Origin of the sequence: Anaerofustis stercorihominis DSM 17244 (assembly GCF_000154825.1) — a bacterium.
GTDB lineage: Bacteria > Bacillota > Clostridia > Eubacteriales > Anaerofustaceae > Anaerofustis > Anaerofustis stercorihominis.
The window spans coordinates 266,784-283,650 of the sequence record NZ_DS560019.1 but is presented as its reverse complement, the minus strand read 5'-3'; the positions used below and the strand labels follow the sequence as shown (position 1 = coordinate 283,650).

Genomic DNA, 16,867 nt, shown 5'->3' with positions numbered 1-16,867 from the left:
TAATATGGAAAGGAGTAAGTAATGGCGAATATAAGGACGTCTTTAAATGATGTTTATTTTATGGAAAGATTAGCAGACAATAATAGTTTTTTCCATTTGCTTACTCCTTCGGTCAAGATATTCATGACTTTAATTTTTATAATATCCGTAGTTTCAACTTCGAGTTATAACATTTCAAGATTATTATTCTTTTTATTGTATATATTGCTAGTGTTCTTAATGAGTAAAACAAATCACAAACTGTTATTTAAAAGATATTTGTTTGTCCTGCCTTTTTCTTTCTTTATCGGTATAGGGAATATTTTTGTTAATAATAAAATTTATTGTTGTATATTAAATATTCCAATAAGCTTCGGCTTAATATCTTTTATAGGTATTATTTTAAAATCTTATCTTACTGTAATGTCGGTATTTTTACTTATTTCAACTACGAAATTACATGATATTTTTGCTTTTATGGAAAATATTAAAATTCCAAAGATCATTGTTAATGAGTTGAACCTTACATTCAGATATATTCATACTTTAGCTGATGAAGCCGGGAATATGTATACTGCATATATTTTAAGAAGTAACCGAAAAAAAGGGATTTATATTAAGGATATGGGGAGTTTTCTCGGGAATTTACTCCTTAGGAGTATGGACAAAGCGGATAAAGTATATCATGCGATGAAGCTTCGAGGTTACAATGGTGAATATAATTACAGTAAAATATATAAGTATTCAAAAAGCGATTATATTAGTTTTATAATCTTTTTTATATATATAGTATTAAGTTTTTATTGTATTTAGAGGAGAGTAAATGATAAATATAAAAGATTTAAATATAAAATATCCCGACGGAACAAAAGCACTGAATAATTTAAATTTAGATATAAATGACAATGAAAATATAGGTTTGCTTGGTGCTAACGGTGCAGGAAAATCTACCTTATTTTTAAGTATGCTTGGAGTTGTCCCGATAGACGAAGGAATTATAACCGTAAATGGGATTAAAGTAAATAAAAATAACATTGATAAAATCAGAATGGACGTTGGGCTTATATTTCAAAATCCGGATGATCAGCTGTTTTCATCTACTGTGTACGAAGATGTTGCTTTTGCGTTAAATAATTTGAATATGAACAAAGAAGAAGTTGAAAATATCGTTTATGATATATTGAATAAACTCGGTATTTATCATTTAAAAGATAAGGCTGTTTATAAGCTTTCCGGAGGAGAAAAAAGAAGCGCTTGTATTGCTTCGATATTGGTTCAAAATCCGAAAATCATATTATTTGATGAGCCTACTTCTTATTTGGATAAAAAGTCAAAAAGAAAGTTGATTGAAATAATAAATTCTATTGATTCCACTAAACTTATTGCTTCTCATGACTTTGACCTAATAAAAGAAACTTGTACAAAGGTTGTTATTTTAAAAAATGGAAGTATATATTATAATGGAAATATGGATGTATTAAATAATGAAGAATTTCTTGTGGAGGCAGGATTATGACCCTTGAAGAATTTTTTAAGTATTATAAGAAAGTAGCTTTGGCTTTTTCCGGAGGAGTTGATTCCTCTTATTTGTTATACATATTAAAAAAATTAAATATTGAATCAACAGCTTATTTTGTAAAGAGTGAGTTTCAGCCTGACTTTGAATTAAAAGAGAGTATCACTCTTGCAACTAAACTCGGTGCAGATTTAAAAATAATCGATAATCCTATTTTAAATGAAGAAAAAATTATAACTAATGATAGCAGCAGGTGTTATTATTGTAAACAGAATATTTTTTCTCATATTATAAAAACGGCTAAGCAGGATGGATATAATATTATAATAGACGGTACCAATGCTACGGATGACGAAGGTGATCGTCCTGGAATGAAGGCGCTGAAAGAAATGAAAATTTTATCCCCTCTAAAAATATGTTCTCTTACAAAACAAGATATAAGGACTCTGTCAAAAGAAGCCGGGCTTCCTACATGGGACAAGCCTTCTTATTCATGTCTTGCAACGAGGATAAGCACCGGACAGAAAATAAAAAAAGATACTCTTGTCAAGATAGAAAAAAGCGAGTCTTATTTATTTAAACTGGGTTTCAAGGATTTTAGGATAAGAGTAAAAGATAATAGTGCGGTAATTCAAGTTAAAGAAAAAGATTTTATAAAAGTTATGGAAAACAGAGACAGGATACTTAAAACGATATCTCATATGTTTGATGAAATAAGTTTTGATTTAAGACCAAGAAGGTAGAGTGATATGAAGGGTAAAGAAGGATTAAAAGATATACTAAAAAAAGTTAAAGATAATGAAATCTCAATCGATGATGCTGTGGTTAAACTTAAAATGGAACCTTTCAGTGATATAGGATATGCAAAAATCGATAACCATCGCTCTATAAGACAAGGGGTATCGGAAGTTATTTACGGAGAAAAAAAGACAGCGGAACAAATCCTTGGTATTGTAAACAGCATGAGAGAGAATGGCAGTGAAAATATACTTATAACAAGAATTGATGAAAATAAGTATAAAAAATTGAAGGATAGTATAGATATTGTTTACTATGATAAAGCTAAAATGGGTATAGCTTATAAAAATAAGGATATCGATAAAGTGGGGAAAATCGTTATTGCCGCTGCAGGTACGAGTGATATCGATATATGCGAAGAAGCTTATATAACTGCCAGTACACTCGGAAGCAATGTCGAAAGGCTATATGATGTGGGGGTTGCCGGGCTTCACAGATTATTGGATAATTTAGATGTCTTGATGTCAGCACGAGTAATAATCGTGGTTGCGGGAATGGAAGGTGCTTTAGCCAGCGTTGTCGGAGGACTTGTTGACTGTCCTGTTATCGCCGTTCCTACAAGTGTGGGGTACGGTGCTAATTTCGGCGGACTTTCTGCTCTCCTTTCCATGCTTAATTCCTGTGCAAGCGGCGTCAGCGTAGTAAATATAGATAATGGTTTCGGTGCCGGATATCTTGCGAATATGATAAACAAAATGGAGGGTATTAATGAATAGTTTATATATAGAATGTAACAGCGGTGCGGCAGGCGATATGTTAATGGCTGCACTTTTGGATTTATATGAAGATAAAGAAGATTTTTTACAGATGATGAATAATCTTGGTCTTGAAAATGTAAATGTAAGCTTTAGAGAAGAAAAGCGAAACGGTATATCAGGTAAGAAAATAATCGTAACCGTTAATGGAGTAGAGGAAGAAAGCCTTGATGTAGCAGATAATAAAAAAGGACATCATGAACATAACAATCGAGATGATAATTTAATGTTAGACAGTTTTTATGCTTTTGAAGGCGGATATCATGATTACTTAAACAGCAGGAGCGAAAATAAAATCGATATCAAGGAAGATATAAGTAAAAAAATAGACGAGCCTGTTTTCTCTGCTGATAGTTTATATGCTTTTGAAGAAAGCTACAGTGATTTTTTAAATGACAGAAGTAAATCCATAGACCATGAACATCATCATATTCATGAAAGAGCTGATGAAAAAGAGGATATTTCATTTCCTGCAGACGGTCTCTATGCATTTGAGGTAGGATTTGATGATTATCTTAAGGGGCAGAACTCTTTACACGAACATACTCATCATGAGAATAAATGCGGTCATGAACATAATCATGAGCATTCTCATCATCCTCATGAACCTATACATGAACATGGGCATCATCATAGACATAGTCATAATGATATCAAACATATCAATCATATAATCGATAAGTTGAATGTAAGTGAAAATGTTAAGTATCATGCCAAAGAAGTATATAGCCTAATTCTTGAAGCGGAAGCAAAAGCTCATGGATGCAGTGTTGATAAGGTTCATTTTCACGAAGTTGGAAATTTAGATGCTATAGTTGATATCGTTGGAGTGTGTTATTTGATTGAAAAATTAGATATAGATAATATTATTTGTTCTCCTTTAAATGTCGGATACGGAAATGTAAGGACCGCTCATGGTATACTTCCCGTTCCTGCCCCGGCAACGGCTTATATATTAAGAGATGTTCCTACTTATACGAACGAAGAAGAAGGTGAACTAACAACACCGACGGGAGCTGCTATTTTAAAACATTTTTCTAATGAATTTACAAACACAAGAAATATGACATATAAAAGAGTAGGCTATGGTTTAGGTAAAAAAGAGCTGAAATCTGCTAATTTTGTAAGGGTATTTTTAGGTGAAATAAATAATGAATGTAAACTGCAAGATAAAATAATCAAGCTTTCATGTAATATTGATGATATGACGGGAGAGGAAATCGGGCTTGCCATTGATAAATTGTGGAGTAGCGGCGCTCTTGATGTTTATACTATTCCCGTAAATATGAAGAAAAACCGTCCGGGAGTGATACTCGAAGTCCTTTTAAAAGAAAAAGATGAGAAAATTTTATTGAATGTTATCATGAAATATACTTCTACCTTCGGAGTTAGAAAAAGCGAATATGACAGATATATATTAAACAGGAGTTTTAGCGAAGAAGAAACTGAGTATGGGAATGTTAAGAAAAAAGTCGGCAGTGGATATGGTATAAAAAAAAGTAAGCTTGAATTTGATGATTTAAAAGATATATCGAATAAATATGATATTTCAATAAGAGATATAAAATAAAAAACGCTTTTAGCGTTTTTTTATTTTACTTATATATTTATAAATATAAAACTTTACATTTAAACCTCACATATATATTTTAAAGTAAAGTATTTTTTGTTATAATATAATTTAAGTTTATAACAGATAGGTATATTTATGAGGATAATAACAAGAAATGATATGGAAACTACCTCTTTAGGCAAAGAGATAGGTAGATTACTAAAAAGTAATACAAGTGTATATTTAATAGGAGAAATGGCGAGCGGAAAGACTCAGTTTAGCAAAGGTATCGCGGAAAGTCTGGGGCTTTTGGATAAGTTTTCATCTCCTACTTATACCATCATAAACGAATATAGAAATGATCATGATACTCTTTATCATATGGATGCTTACAGGATAGAAGATATAAGCGAGCTTGATTATATAGGTTTTTATGATATTTATAAAAACGAAAAAATTATTATCGAATGGGCAGATATGATAATGAGCGAGCTTGATGAAACAGGAATAATCGTTGATATAAAAAAAGATGAACAAGATTTTAACAAAAGAGTCATAGATATAAAAGCGTTTGATGACAGCGTTGATATAATAAAAAAATTGGAGGAAATTTATGAGTAAGATACTTGCAATAGACACTTCGACCGTTGCGGCGAGCGCGGCTATTTTAGATGGTGATAATATACTCGGCGAAGAATATACCGCATACAAATTAAAACACTCAGAAAAGCTCCTTCCCTTGATTAAACATCTTCTCGAAGATGTAAGGTTAAATTTAAATTATATAGATTACTTTGCTGTGGGATCGGGTCCCGGGTCTTTTACAGGTTTAAGGATTGCGGCTTCAACGGTTAAAGCTTTTGCTCATGCCATGAATAAACCCATAGTGTCGGTTTCTTCACTAGCTGCATGTGCAGAAAATTTAAAAGGTATGAATGATGTGATTTGTATTATATTTGATGCTCAAAGAAATGATGCTTACTATAATATTTTTATAAATAAGGATAATAAGTTAAATCCTTTATATTCAGACAGTATTATAAATATTAATGATTTAATTGATAAATTGGAAGGATACGACAGCGTTTTATTTGCCGGGGACGGTGTTAATAAATATAAGGATAAGATATCAGAAAGAATATCCGATAAAGCTATTTTTGCCGATAATTATAATTTGCTTCCAAAGGCAAGCGGAGTAGCGAAAATTTCTGAAAGATATATCAAAGAAGATATAAATATTTATTCTTACGATAATTATCTTCCCAATTATATAAGACCATCTGCGGCAGAAGAACAAAGGTTAAAAAAGAAATAGTATGGGACTTGAAATCAGAGAAGCGGTCATTACAGACGTTGAAGACATAATAGAATTTGAAAAAGATTGTTTTGAACATCCTTGGGGAGAACAATCTATTTTTGGGGAACTTATAAATAACAAAAGTTTTTATATAGTGTTTTATGAAGGGGAAGATGTTATAGCCTTTGGCGGTTATCAGGATATAGTCGGACAAGGTCATATCACCACAATGGGCGTGAGAGAAGACAAACGAGGTCTTGGATATGGCAAAAAGTTATTATCATTGATAGTTGAACATGCCTTCAGAAAAGATATCAAAGAAATGACATTAGAAGTACGAGAATCGAATATAACCGCGATTAATCTATATGAAAGTATGGGATTTAAAATATATGGAAAGAGAAAGAATTATTATGCGGATAATCATGAAGACGCATATATAATGTGGAGATTTGATATATAGGATTTCTTCCGGGGGAGACATAATGAGAGAAAAAAGAAAAAATAAAATAAGGATAATATTTAGTTTTGCTTTAATATTGTTATTAATTCCATCTATTATTTTTGGAGCTAATATCGGTAATAGTGTAAAAAAGGAAGAACTTAAAACCAATACCGAAGGAACCGTATTTACTCTCAATAAAAAAGATACTTACAATAAATCTATTTTTATGGGAACTTATACGAATATTTTAAGTGAGGGTAAAATCAACGGAAGTGTGATTACTGCTTCCACATCAATAAATAACAGCGGTCATATAAGTGGAAGTGTTATTTCCATTGCTCCTAATTTTACCAATTCCGGTGTAATCAATAAAAGCGTTATAGGTTTTTATAGTAATATGTATTTGAATGATTCACATATTAAAAAAGATTTGATTTGCTATGGAAATAAAGTTATAACCAATGAAAAAACAGTAGTAAACGGAGATGTGAATTTATATGCAGATGATGTGCTTTTAAAGGGTAAAGTTGACGGAGATGTATTGGTAGTAGGTAAAAGTGTTACCATTAACGGATTTATTAAAGGGGATGTAAGAGTAGGATGTAATGAACTTGTGTTAGGCAGGGATGCAAGAATAAATGGTTCTCTGACATACGAAAGTCCTAATCCTATAGTAAAAACAGATCAAAGTAAAGTTGTGGGCAATATAAAAAATGAGGATTTGGGTTTTAAAATCCCAAGTGTTCAGAACGAAGAAGAAAGTGCTCTTGCAGGATTTATTTCTTATTATGGAATATTAAATAAGATTTCCATACTTTTGATTGCTATTTTATTATTTAAATTATTCCCAATGAGTGCTTTAAAGGTCGAATTGTTTACAAGACGTAATGTATTTAAATGCTTAAGCGTAGGTGCTATGACTATGTTATTCATAATACCTGTAATATTCATACTCCTTATTACCGTTGTAGGAATTCCTGTGGCACTTCATATTGCAAGCTTATATTTTGATTTGACTTATATAGCAACCATACCAACAGCATTGGTACTGGGAGGATTATTTATCAAAGGGCAAAATCTTTCTTCAAAGATGTTAACGGGGATTTTTGTAATCCTTGCATTGGATTTCTTACCTTCATCATTTTTTAGCTCTGTAATCACTTTAATAGCTAATTTGATAGGTATAGGAAGTATTGTGATGTTAATTTCTCTATACCTTCGTTTTCAAATAAAAAGGGAAAAAACAGAGTATGTCACACTTATGAGTATCAATAATTCTAAGGAAGATATAATAAGGACAAAACAAAAATTTGAACAAATGAAGAGTCAAAAATTCGAAGCGGCTATGAGACAAAAAGAAAATGAAAGTAATAGTGACGAAGTAAATGCTGCGGATGAGACGGATGATGAAAATAATATTAATAGAAGCAAAGAACCTAATCAAGATGAGATAGATAATAAAGAGGATGATACAGATGAGTAAAATAACTACTTTGGCTATTGAAACTTCTTGCGATGAAACAAGTGTTGCAGTCGTGGAAGATGGAATAAAAGTTAAATCAAACGCCATTCATACTCAAATAGATATTCATAAAGTTTATGGAGGCGTCGTTCCAGAAATTGCATCGAGAAATCATTTGATGAAGATATCGAGCGTTGTGGATAAGGCCCTTTTAGATGCAGATGTTACTTTTGATGATATAGATTTCATAAGTGTAACTACAGGTCCGGGGCTTGTTGGAGCTTTATTGATAGGTCTATCATATGCAAAAGCTTTGGCATTTGGTTTGAATAAAGATTTGGTCGGAGTCAATCATATGGCTGGACATATCTCAGCCAGCTTTATAATGGGGGCAAAACCTCCTTTTATATGTCTTACGGCAAGCGGAGGGCATACCAATATAACAAAGGTAAATGATTATACAGATTTTGAATTATTGGGTTCTACAAAGGATGACGCCGCAGGAGAGGCTTTTGATAAAGTAGCAAGGAGCCTTGGACTTTCATATCCGGGCGGAGTACAAATAGATAAGCATGCCAAGCTTGGGGATGAGTATAGCATTGATTTTCCCGTAGTGCTTATGGGTAAAGATAACTTAGATTTTAGTTTCAGCGGGCTTAAGAGTGCTGTTTTGAATTACTTAAACAGTAAAAAAATGAAAAATGAAGAAGTTAATATAGATAATGTATGTGCAAGCTTTAACAGATGTGTCGTAGATACGATTGTTACAAAAACCATGATTGCACTAAAAAAAGAAAATATGAAAACTCTTTGTGTCGGCGGGGGCGTTTTGTGTAACGATTTACTTAGGAATGAACTTAAAAAGAGATGCGAAGAAGAAAATATAAAACTTTTTTTGCCGGATAAAATTTACTGTACGGACAATGCTGCGATGATAGGTTCGGCAGGATATTTTAATTATATAAATAACAAAAAAGACAGCTTGATTTTAAATGCAAATCCTGACTTAAAATTATAAAATATATTTAATAGAAATATAAAAATGTAACGAATATTATCAACATTTTTACGTGGATTTTTAAACATTATTACCTTAAATTCATGGTAAAATGTTGATAATTTATACCTTAATTTCGATGAAAATACCATAAAATAGCGGATTTTTATATGTAGAAAATGTGGAAAACTGTGGATAAGTATGTTGATATGTGTATAAATGTGTCAATTTGATAACAAATTCGTCACTTTTTAGCTTTTTTTGTCGAAATTAGTATAAAACTTCATATTTAGGAGAAAATCATAAAAATGGAAAAATTTCAAAGCGGTGTAAAAATCAATCTTGATAATTTAATCAACAATTATAGGGTAATAAAAAACAAAGTAAAAGGCAAAAAAGTCATACCTGTCATCAAGGCCGACGCGTACGGTCACGGGGCAGAAATTTGTGCCAAGATATTAATGAGTGAAGGAGCAGATTTGTTTGCTGTTTCCAGCGTTTATGAGGCGATGTGCCTAAGAGATTATGGTATAGATGCAGATGTATTGATATTAGGCTACGTTCCGGACAGAAAGATAAATAAAATAATAGATAATGATATAATTCCTACGATTTATAATTTGGACTTTGCGAAAAAACTGAATGAAGAAGCCGGCAAAAAGAATAAAAAAATAAAGGTACATATTAAAATCAACACCGGAATGAACAGACTGGGCTTTAATAAAGATGAAATTGACGAAGCATTTAAATTATTGAAAGGTTTGGATAATCTTATTTATGAAGGGTTGTTTTCACATTTTGCAACGAGCGATGAAGTCGATAAGTCTTACAGCAATAAGCAGTTTGAAATTTTCGATTATGCGATAAAGAAATCAAAGGAATATGATTTAGGTGTGACCATTAACCATATTGCAAATTCTGCTGCGATAACGGACTTGGATGAATATAGTCTCGACGCGGTCAGAGCCGGGATTGTCCTTTACGGAGTTTATCCTTCGGAAGTGAAGCCCGAAATAAATCCATATAAACCGGTCATGTCATTCTATACGACAATAACAAATATATTTCATATAGATAAGGATGAAACGGTAGGATATGGGAGGACTTTTACTGCAAAGGAAAAGACAAAAGTTGCAGTGATGTGTGTGGGATATGCCGACGGTTATAATAGGAAACTATCAAATAAAGGTGAAGTTTTGATAAATAACAAGTATAAGGCAAAAGTAATCGGAAATGTTTGTATGGATATGACGATGCTTGAAATTCCCGAAGAAGCGGATATAGAGATAGGGGATAACGTTGAAATTTTCGGAGAAAATATAAATATATCCTCACTTGCAGAGATATGTGAAACCATTCCTTACGAACTGTTATGCTGTATAAATAAGAGAGTAAAAAGAGAATACATATTAAACGGAAAGCCCGAGGAATTTGAAATATAATCCTCGGTTTTTTATAATCTTTCATTTCATTTAAATTTATTTTTTATTGAATATTAAATTAAATAATTTTTTTTATTTAGTGGAAAAATAAAAATGAAAATAAAAAAAGGAGGATTATTATGTTTAAACATGAAAAGCAATTATTTCATGCTGTTCAAGTAGAAAAGCCAAATCCACAGTATGCGGTTTTGCTGCAGGAACAGCTTGGAGGAGCAAACGGAGAATTAAAAGCTGCTATGCAGTATATGTCTCAAAGCTTTAGGATTAAAGATCAGGAAATCAAAGATTTATTCTTGGATATAGCTGCCGAAGAATTAAGTCATATGGAAATGGTCGCTACAACTATAAATTTACTAAACGGACATGATGTCAACTATGACAAAGTGGAAGCAGGGGAAATTCAGTCTCACGTACTTCTTGGTTTAAATCCGGGGCTTATAAATGCGTCCGGATATTCATGGACCGGAGATTATGTAACCGTGACAGGAGACTTATGTGCGGATTTACTTTCTAATATCGCTTCCGAGCAACGTGCAAAAGTTGTTTATGAGTATTTATATCGTCAAATCAATGATAAAAAAGTTAAAGAAACCATTGATTTTCTTCTTAACAGAGAAGAAGCTCATAATGCGATGTTCAGAGAAGCTTTTAATAAAGTTCAGGACACAGGTTCAAACAGAGATTTCGGTACTACAAAGGCTGCCAAAATGTATTTTAATATGTCAACACCGTCCCCTCAAAGTGATTTACATCATGTGGACGGAAAACCACCGGCATTCAATTAATGATTTAAAGACTATCTTTTTGATAGTCTTTTTTATTTAGTTAAAAAATACAGTTTAGTCAAAAAAGTGGAAAATCTGACAATTTATACATGGAATAAAAAAATCGTTCATACAAAAAATAATTTTGTAAATAAATTTTCAAAGAAAGGAACAGAAACATGAGTGATTTATATAAACCCGGTACGGATAACTTACCGGCAGGAGAATACAGAGAAGTAGAAAACGATGGATCTTATATTGAAAACGGAAGATTAGTAAATATAGACCAAGGTGACAGACTTCCGCCTACAGGTGCTAAAGGCAGAAGATGGGTCAAAGAAGACTAATAGATATGTGTTTCTTCTATTATGTTTATTATTTTATAATTTTAAAAGGAATTGAATATATTGAAAGATTTATATATTCAATAAAAGAAAAAATATATAAATTTGTATAAAGCAGCTTTAAGCTGCTTTTAAATTATACAAAGTATTTTAGCCTTTAAAATGCTTAGCTTATAATATAAATGATTTGAATATTGTTAATTATTAAGTTTTGTTTTACTTTATCTATGTAGGGGGATATGTATATAAAAGGGCAATATTATTAATACGTATTGATTATTAAAAATAAATATTATAAATAAAAAAATTATAAAATACAAAAAATATTAAAAGAAGAAATTTTTTAGAAATATCATTAGATAAAATCCAATAAGACAAAATCCATTGAACTTTAAAAATTATTACAAAGAATGTTTAATGCAAGCTGAAACAATAGAATCAAAAATATAGTCTTTATCTGTATATTTAAAGAAAAATATTATTTTTTATTAAGTAAGTTAAAAGTATTGCATATGATGTAAATAATTTAAAATAGCTTTCTTAGATTTCTCTGTCGGATTTTTATAAACACCAATAATAAAACATTCATTTGAGAATATGTTAATTAAAAGTGATTTGATAAACTTTTTTTATTTTAATTAATATAGAAAAACTCCTTTATAGATATAAGAAAGACTATATCTATAAAGCAAATAAAAAAAATGCTGAATTTTAATTTAAAATATAAAAAAGAACAGCTTTAGCTGCTCTTTTTATAGAGAGTTTATGATTTCCGCATATTTTTCTTTAGGGAATGCACCGACTTCTCTGGCTATTTGTTCTCCGTTTTTGAAGAATATAACTGTAGGTATGCTCATAACTCTAAATTTCATTGAAAGTTCTCCGTTTGCGTCAACATCTACTTTACCTACTTTTACCTTATCAGAGTATTCATTAGCGATTTCATCAATAATAGGAGCAAGCCCTTTGCATGGTCCGCACCAATTTGCCCAAAAGTCCACCATTACGGGTTTATCGCTGTTTACAACTTCGCTTTCGAAGTTTTCGTTTGTAATTATTACTATATTTTCACTTGCCATAATCGTCCTCCTGAATATTAGTATTTCACATCTTTATCATTATATCATTTAAATTTAAATATTTACATATTTAATTGAAAATTAATGTTATATGCTTAAAATTAGAATTTGTTTTATGCTATAATAAAATAAATATAATAGAAGTTATATTTTGAAAAAAGATTAAGTTTAAGACTTATTTATGAATTTTATATTATTTTATATATAAACGAGACTAAAAAATGAAAAATCAGCTAAACGAAAACATAAAAAATTATATAGATAAAAATCCTACCAGACTTCATATGCCGGGACATAAAGGAAGGGTGGAAAAAGAGTATTTTTATACATCCGATGTTACAGAACTATCCTTTAACGATAATTTGCTGTCTCCAAACGATGTGATATTAAGGCTTAACGAATATATAAAAGATACTTTTAAAAGCAAGAAATCATTTATTCTAGTCGGAGGAAGTACAAGCGGTATCATAAGCTCCATATTATATTCATTAAATAAAAATGATAAAATACTTTTTCCCAGAAACAGCCATATATCAAGTTATTACGGACTTTTTTTAAGCGGAGGAATACCTGTATATATTTACCCCAAGGATAATATATTAGGGATAACGGAAGAAGAGTATATAAATGCCGTTAAGGAAAATCCGGATATAAAAGCTGTTATAATTACTTATCCAAGCTACTTCGGTTTTAGTATGGATATAGAAAAAGTATGTGATGAAATAAAGAAGATAAATAAGGAAATTATAATAATTGTCGATGAAGCCCACGGGACGCATTTTTCTTTCTGTGATGAATATCCGAACACTTCTTTACGAACTAACAGTGATATAGTAATAACATCCATGCATAAAACTCTAACAGCTCTTACTCAGACATCACTGCTTCATGTAAACAGTGATTTGATAGATATTAATAAACTTAAATTATATATAAATATGACTACATCCACGTCACCTTCTTATTTGTTTCTTACTTCTGTTGAGGAAGCTGTTCATTTAGCCGAAGACAGAGGTGATGAAATTTTAAAGGATATAAAGAAATGGTACATTAAAACCAAAGATTATGTAGAAAGTAATACCAAATTTACTTTTGAAGAGTTTTCAGGAAAAATACATGATTATACCAAGATTTGTATAGATACTTCGAATTCGGATTTGGACGGATATACTTTATCGGAGATACTTGAAAAAAAATATAATATATTTACCGAGTGTTCCACCGATAAGTATACTCTTTGCTATTTGGGTTTAAAGACAGATGAAGATGATTTAGAAAAATTAAAAAAAGCTTTAACTTTTATAGCTGAAGAAAAATTTAAAATAAAAAAAAGAAGTGATATTGTTTTTGAAAATAATAAACCTATTATAAAATATAGTATGCGAAATGCACTAAAAATGAATAGAGAAAGTGTAAAATTGGACGAGGCTGCTAATAAAGTAAGCATTGATTATATAGTACCTTATCCGCCGGGATTTCCTATACTTACACCGGGAGAAGTGATAGATAATGATATAATCTCTTATTTAAAAAGTATAATGGACAGGCAGACTGTTTTAGGGTTAAATAATGGGTATATTGATGTGATTAAGGAGTAATAATGAACAAGGGAAAGTTATTTGTTATAGAGGGACTCGACGGAAGCGGTAAGCAGACACAAAGCGAACTTATAACCAAGAGATTGAAAGAAGAAGGTCATAATGTTATAAGAGCCAGTTATCCTAATTATAAAAGCCAATCTTCCGCACTTGTCAAGATGTATCTAAACGGTGATTTCGGTAAGAATGCTGATGATATAGATCCGAAGGTAGCTTCTACGTTTTATGCGGTGGACAGATACGCTACTTATAAAAAGGAATATGAAGACTTTTACTTAAACGGCGGGATTATAATTGCAGACAGATATGTAACCAGTAACATGGTACATCAGGGGTGCAAGATAAAAGATGTAGAAAAAAAGGAAGAGTATTTAGACTGGTTATTGGATTTTGAGTATAATATATTTAAAATTCCAAAACCCGATAAAGTCTTTTTCTTGGATATTGATCCCGAAGTATCTAAGGCACTGATTAAGGACAGGGATAATAAGTTTACAAATGAGAGTAAAAAAGATATACATGAAAGTGATTATGAGTATTTAATGTCTGCGTATGAAAATGTTAATTTTTTGGTGGACAAGTATGGGTTTGACAGAATAGAATGCGTAAAGGAAAGTTCACTTAAAAGTATAGAAGAAATAAATGATATTTTATATAAAAAAATCACAAAAGACCTTAGGAGGTAAAGAAAATGATGAAATTAATTATTGCTATGGTACAGGACGAGGATGCTTTTATTTTATCCGACGCCCTCACAGATGAAGGATATCAAGTAACTAAGCTTAATACTATAGGCGGATTTTTAAAGATGAAAAATGTTACTTTGATGATTGGTACAGAGGAAGAAAAAGTTGAGAAAGCTTTGGAAATCATGAAGAAAATATGTAAAAAAAGAGAGCAAGTTATATCTACACCTGTGGACGCTTCTTTTATGGAAAGTCCTCTTACAACATATACAGCAAGCGTAGAAGTCGGAGGAGCAACAGTCTTTGTTTTGGATGTTGCACAGTTTGAAAAGTATTAATAATGTTAGATAATTTATTTGAAACGGAAAAGAATATTCTCTTAAATCATATTGACAAAGATACAATGTCTCATGCTTATCTTTTCTACGGTGCGGGGGAAGATGTCCTTGATAAAACAATACTGGAATTTCTTAAGACTCTGTACTGTAAAAATTCTAAATACTACTGTGATGAGTGTGAGGAATGTATAAAAATAAATACGAACAATAATATAGATATAACTCATATTTATAAGGACTCTGCCAGTATCAAAATTAAACAGATAAGGGATATGCAGTATAAAATAAGTTTATCTTCCAGCGAATATAAGTACAATATATTCGTTATTCATAATGCGGATACCATGACTATAGAATCTTCCAATGCTTTTTTAAAGACTTTGGAAGAACCGGTAAAGGATACTATAATTATTTTATCTTCTCCTTCCAAAGAAATACTTCTTCCCACTATCCTTTCAAGATGTATCCATATAAAAGTTAATGATAATAAAGTTACTTTAAGCCTTTCTGATGAGGAAAAGAATTACATATTTGAAAGTTTATCAAATATATTAAAAGGAAATAATCTAAATAATGTAAATATAAGTAAAAAACTGACAAAAGATAAGAATAAAGTTGAAAATTATACACTTTTTATAATGAAATTTTTCTCAGATGTGTTAATATATAAAGAAAGTAATTTAGATATGACTTTTAATGATAAAAGCTCAGATTATATGGAATATATAAAACAAGTCAATAATCTTGTTACCAAGGATAAATTACAAAAAATAATAGACAAAATTCTATATATAAATGAAATGATCAATTATAATGCAAACGCTTCTTTAGCATTTCTTGATCTATTTATATATATAGGGGAGGATATATAATGCAAAAAGTAGTAGGTGTAAGATTTAAACCTGCAGGTAAAATATATTATTTCGATCCTACAAATATTTATCTTAAATTGGAAGATAACGTGATTGTAGAGACGGCAAGAGGACTTGAGTATGGTACTGTTGCAAGCAAGGTAAAATATGTGGAAGAAGATGAAGTCACAAAACCGATAAAACCTGTCATAAGAAAAGCGACGGCAAAGGATACAAAGACCAATGAAGAAAATCTTAGAAAAGCGGAAAAGGCTTTAAAGATTTGTAAAGAGGAAATAATCAAGCAAAAACTTGATATGAAACTAATAAGAGCGGAATATACATTCAATGCTTCAAAAGTTATTTTCTATTTTACCGCAGACGGAAGGATCGATTTCAGAGAGCTTGTAAAAAATTTAGCGTCGATATTTAAAATAAGAATCGAACTTAGACAAATCGGAGTAAGAGACGAAGCTAAAATTTTAGGCGGTGTAGGTCCGTGCGGATGCGGTCTTTGCTGTAATAAATGGCTTGGCGAATTCGAACCGGTTTCAATCAAGATGGCAAAGGAACAGGGACTATCCCTTAATCCTTCAAAAATTTCGGGAATATGCGGAAGGCTTTTATGTTGTCTTCAATATGAACATAACTGTTATGAAGATGCTCTTTCAAGACTTCCTAAGGTTTCTGATAAAGTCAAGACTCCTGACGGAATAGGTACGGTGGAAAGACTAAATGTATTAAAGGAAACATTTCTCGTTAAATTCGAAAATGACGGAGATATCGCTTTTAAAGAATTTACGGATGGTGAAGTAAAAGTACTTAAGAAAAAGAAGAAACATTGTTCAAATAAAGATACCTGTCAAAATAAATCATGTCCAAATCATGATAAACATGCAGAGCATGTAGATGAAAGTATAGATGAAGAATTAAAAAAATTAGAAAAAGATAATTAGGAGAATTA

The 16,867-nt window shown here is 31.0% G+C and carries 19 protein-coding genes; 18 read left to right on the top strand and 1 reads right to left on the bottom strand.

What is annotated here, in order from left to right; all coding sequences use genetic code 11:
- The first annotated feature begins 21 nt into the window (after window positions 1-21).
- The 13 genes from cbiQ to ANASTE_RS11735 all read left to right on the top strand — a co-directional run bounded on the left by cbiQ (window position 22) and on the right by ANASTE_RS11735 (window position 11,354).
- Window positions 22-792 carry a cobalt ECF transporter T component CbiQ gene (cbiQ, locus tag ANASTE_RS05995; protein ID WP_052294599.1) on the top strand — a complete coding sequence of 257 codons (771 nt, stop codon included), beginning with the start codon at window positions 22-24 and terminating at the stop codon, window positions 790-792.
- A 10-nt stretch (window positions 793-802) separates the two neighbouring features.
- Window positions 803-1,495 (top strand): energy-coupling factor ABC transporter ATP-binding protein, encoded by a 693-nt coding sequence (locus tag ANASTE_RS05990; protein WP_007050085.1) that lies wholly within the window; start codon window positions 803-805, stop codon window positions 1,493-1,495.
- Window positions 1,492-2,238, top strand: coding sequence for an ATP-dependent sacrificial sulfur transferase LarE (gene larE / locus ANASTE_RS05985; protein ID WP_007050084.1), 747 nt, complete (start codon window positions 1,492-1,494; stop codon window positions 2,236-2,238). The genes ANASTE_RS05990 and larE overlap by 4 nt, the downstream gene beginning before the upstream one ends.
- Before the next feature lie 6 nt (window positions 2,239-2,244).
- On the top strand, window positions 2,245-3,009 hold the full coding sequence (gene larB, locus ANASTE_RS05980) for a nickel pincer cofactor biosynthesis protein LarB (RefSeq protein WP_007050083.1): 765 nt from the start codon (window positions 2,245-2,247) through the stop codon (window positions 3,007-3,009).
- Window positions 3,002-4,618 carry a nickel pincer cofactor biosynthesis protein LarC gene (gene larC, locus ANASTE_RS11400; protein WP_007050082.1) on the top strand — a complete coding sequence of 539 codons (1,617 nt, stop codon included), beginning with the start codon at window positions 3,002-3,004 and terminating at the stop codon, window positions 4,616-4,618. Before larB ends, larC begins: the two co-directional genes overlap by 8 nt.
- Window positions 4,619-4,756: 138 nt before the next feature.
- Window positions 4,757-5,221 carry a tRNA (adenosine(37)-N6)-threonylcarbamoyltransferase complex ATPase subunit type 1 TsaE gene (gene tsaE, locus ANASTE_RS05970; RefSeq protein ID WP_007050081.1) on the top strand — a complete coding sequence of 155 codons (465 nt, stop codon included), beginning with the start codon at window positions 4,757-4,759 and terminating at the stop codon, window positions 5,219-5,221.
- Window positions 5,214-5,915, top strand: coding sequence for a tRNA (adenosine(37)-N6)-threonylcarbamoyltransferase complex dimerization subunit type 1 TsaB (gene tsaB / locus ANASTE_RS05965; protein ID WP_007050080.1), 702 nt, complete (start codon window positions 5,214-5,216; stop codon window positions 5,913-5,915). Before tsaE ends, tsaB begins: the two co-directional genes overlap by 8 nt.
- A 1-nt stretch (window position 5,916) precedes the next feature.
- Window positions 5,917-6,360, top strand: a complete 444-nt coding sequence (rimI, locus tag ANASTE_RS05960) for a ribosomal protein S18-alanine N-acetyltransferase (protein ID WP_007050079.1) — start codon at window positions 5,917-5,919, stop codon at window positions 6,358-6,360.
- Window positions 6,361-6,382: 22 nt separating this feature from the next.
- The gene (locus tag ANASTE_RS05955; RefSeq protein WP_007050078.1) at window positions 6,383-7,825 is read left to right on the top strand and encodes a bactofilin family protein; all 1,443 of its coding nucleotides are present in this window, start codon (window positions 6,383-6,385) and stop codon (window positions 7,823-7,825) included.
- On the top strand, window positions 7,818-8,822 hold the full coding sequence (gene tsaD / locus ANASTE_RS05950; protein ID WP_198004105.1) for a tRNA (adenosine(37)-N6)-threonylcarbamoyltransferase complex transferase subunit TsaD: 1,005 nt from the start codon (window positions 7,818-7,820) through the stop codon (window positions 8,820-8,822). The genes ANASTE_RS05955 and tsaD overlap by 8 nt, the downstream gene beginning before the upstream one ends.
- Window positions 8,823-9,109: 287 nt before the next feature.
- On the top strand, window positions 9,110-10,243 hold the full coding sequence (gene alr / locus ANASTE_RS05945; RefSeq protein ID WP_007050076.1) for an alanine racemase: 1,134 nt from the start codon (window positions 9,110-9,112) through the stop codon (window positions 10,241-10,243).
- A 119-nt stretch (window positions 10,244-10,362) separates the two neighbouring features.
- A complete protein-coding gene (locus tag ANASTE_RS05940) occupies window positions 10,363-11,028 on the top strand; it encodes a manganese catalase family protein (RefSeq protein ID WP_007050075.1) in 666 nt (221 codons plus the stop codon).
- Window positions 11,029-11,186: 158 nt separating this feature from the next.
- Complete coding sequence (locus ANASTE_RS11735) at window positions 11,187-11,354, top strand: YjzC family protein (RefSeq protein WP_007050074.1); 168 nt, start codon at window positions 11,187-11,189, stop codon at window positions 11,352-11,354.
- A 749-nt stretch (window positions 11,355-12,103) separates the two neighbouring features.
- On the opposite strand, the gene trxA is transcribed toward ANASTE_RS11735, so the two are convergent.
- Window positions 12,104-12,430: a thioredoxin gene (trxA, locus tag ANASTE_RS05935; protein WP_007050073.1), complete on the bottom strand. Its 327-nt coding sequence runs from the start codon at window positions 12,428-12,430 to the stop codon at window positions 12,104-12,106.
- 221 nt (window positions 12,431-12,651) lie between these two features.
- On the opposite strand from trxA, the gene ANASTE_RS05930 reads away from it, so the two are divergent.
- The 5 genes from ANASTE_RS05930 to ANASTE_RS05910 are packed head-to-tail and all read left to right on the top strand — an operon-like array spanning window position 12,652 to window position 16,859.
- Window positions 12,652-14,028 (top strand): aminotransferase class I/II-fold pyridoxal phosphate-dependent enzyme, encoded by a 1,377-nt coding sequence (locus tag ANASTE_RS05930; RefSeq protein WP_007050072.1) that lies wholly within the window; start codon window positions 12,652-12,654, stop codon window positions 14,026-14,028.
- Between the two features lie 2 nt (window positions 14,029-14,030).
- Complete coding sequence (gene tmk / locus ANASTE_RS05925) at window positions 14,031-14,714, top strand: dTMP kinase (RefSeq protein WP_007050071.1); 684 nt, start codon at window positions 14,031-14,033, stop codon at window positions 14,712-14,714.
- 8 nt (window positions 14,715-14,722) lie between these two features.
- Complete coding sequence (locus ANASTE_RS05920; protein WP_039945682.1) at window positions 14,723-15,052, top strand: cyclic-di-AMP receptor; 330 nt, start codon at window positions 14,723-14,725, stop codon at window positions 15,050-15,052.
- A gap of 2 nt (window positions 15,053-15,054) precedes the next feature.
- On the top strand, window positions 15,055-15,924 hold the full coding sequence (locus ANASTE_RS11395; protein WP_007050069.1) for a DNA polymerase III subunit: 870 nt from the start codon (window positions 15,055-15,057) through the stop codon (window positions 15,922-15,924).
- Window positions 15,924-16,859 carry a PSP1 domain-containing protein gene (locus ANASTE_RS05910; RefSeq protein ID WP_007050068.1) on the top strand — a complete coding sequence of 312 codons (936 nt, stop codon included), beginning with the start codon at window positions 15,924-15,926 and terminating at the stop codon, window positions 16,857-16,859. The genes ANASTE_RS11395 and ANASTE_RS05910 overlap by 1 nt, the downstream gene beginning before the upstream one ends.
- Window positions 16,860-16,867: the final 8 nt, after the last annotated feature.

Excerpts from the sequence above, each read along its gene's own strand:
- cbiQ (WP_052294599.1), top strand. The coding sequence starts at position 22 with ATGGCGAATATAAGGACGTCTTTAAATGATGTTTATTTTATGGAAAGA.
- ANASTE_RS05990 (WP_007050085.1), top strand. The coding sequence starts at position 803 with ATGATAAATATAAAAGATTTAAATATAAAATATCCCGACGGAACAAAA.
- larE (WP_007050084.1), top strand. The coding sequence starts at position 1,492 with ATGACCCTTGAAGAATTTTTTAAGTATTATAAGAAAGTAGCTTTGGCT.
- larB (WP_007050083.1), top strand. The coding sequence starts at position 2,245 with ATGAAGGGTAAAGAAGGATTAAAAGATATACTAAAAAAAGTTAAAGAT.
- larC (WP_007050082.1), top strand. The coding sequence starts at position 3,002 with ATGAATAGTTTATATATAGAATGTAACAGCGGTGCGGCAGGCGATATG.
- tsaE (WP_007050081.1), top strand. The coding sequence starts at position 4,757 with ATGAGGATAATAACAAGAAATGATATGGAAACTACCTCTTTAGGCAAA.
- tsaB (WP_007050080.1), top strand. The coding sequence starts at position 5,214 with ATGAGTAAGATACTTGCAATAGACACTTCGACCGTTGCGGCGAGCGCG.
- rimI (WP_007050079.1), top strand. The coding sequence starts at position 5,917 with ATGGGACTTGAAATCAGAGAAGCGGTCATTACAGACGTTGAAGACATA.
- ANASTE_RS05955 (WP_007050078.1), top strand. The coding sequence starts at position 6,383 with ATGAGAGAAAAAAGAAAAAATAAAATAAGGATAATATTTAGTTTTGCT.
- tsaD (WP_198004105.1), top strand. The coding sequence starts at position 7,818 with ATGAGTAAAATAACTACTTTGGCTATTGAAACTTCTTGCGATGAAACA.
- alr (WP_007050076.1), top strand. The coding sequence starts at position 9,110 with ATGGAAAAATTTCAAAGCGGTGTAAAAATCAATCTTGATAATTTAATC.
- ANASTE_RS05940 (WP_007050075.1), top strand. The coding sequence starts at position 10,363 with ATGTTTAAACATGAAAAGCAATTATTTCATGCTGTTCAAGTAGAAAAG.
- ANASTE_RS11735 (WP_007050074.1), top strand. The coding sequence starts at position 11,187 with ATGAGTGATTTATATAAACCCGGTACGGATAACTTACCGGCAGGAGAA.
- trxA (WP_007050073.1), bottom strand. The coding sequence starts at position 12,430 with ATGGCAAGTGAAAATATAGTAATAATTACAAACGAAAACTTCGAAAGC.
- ANASTE_RS05930 (WP_007050072.1), top strand. The coding sequence starts at position 12,652 with ATGAAAAATCAGCTAAACGAAAACATAAAAAATTATATAGATAAAAAT.
- tmk (WP_007050071.1), top strand. The coding sequence starts at position 14,031 with ATGAACAAGGGAAAGTTATTTGTTATAGAGGGACTCGACGGAAGCGGT.
- ANASTE_RS05920 (WP_039945682.1), top strand. The coding sequence starts at position 14,723 with ATGAAATTAATTATTGCTATGGTACAGGACGAGGATGCTTTTATTTTA.
- ANASTE_RS11395 (WP_007050069.1), top strand. The coding sequence starts at position 15,055 with ATGTTAGATAATTTATTTGAAACGGAAAAGAATATTCTCTTAAATCAT.
- ANASTE_RS05910 (WP_007050068.1), top strand. The coding sequence starts at position 15,924 with ATGCAAAAAGTAGTAGGTGTAAGATTTAAACCTGCAGGTAAAATATAT.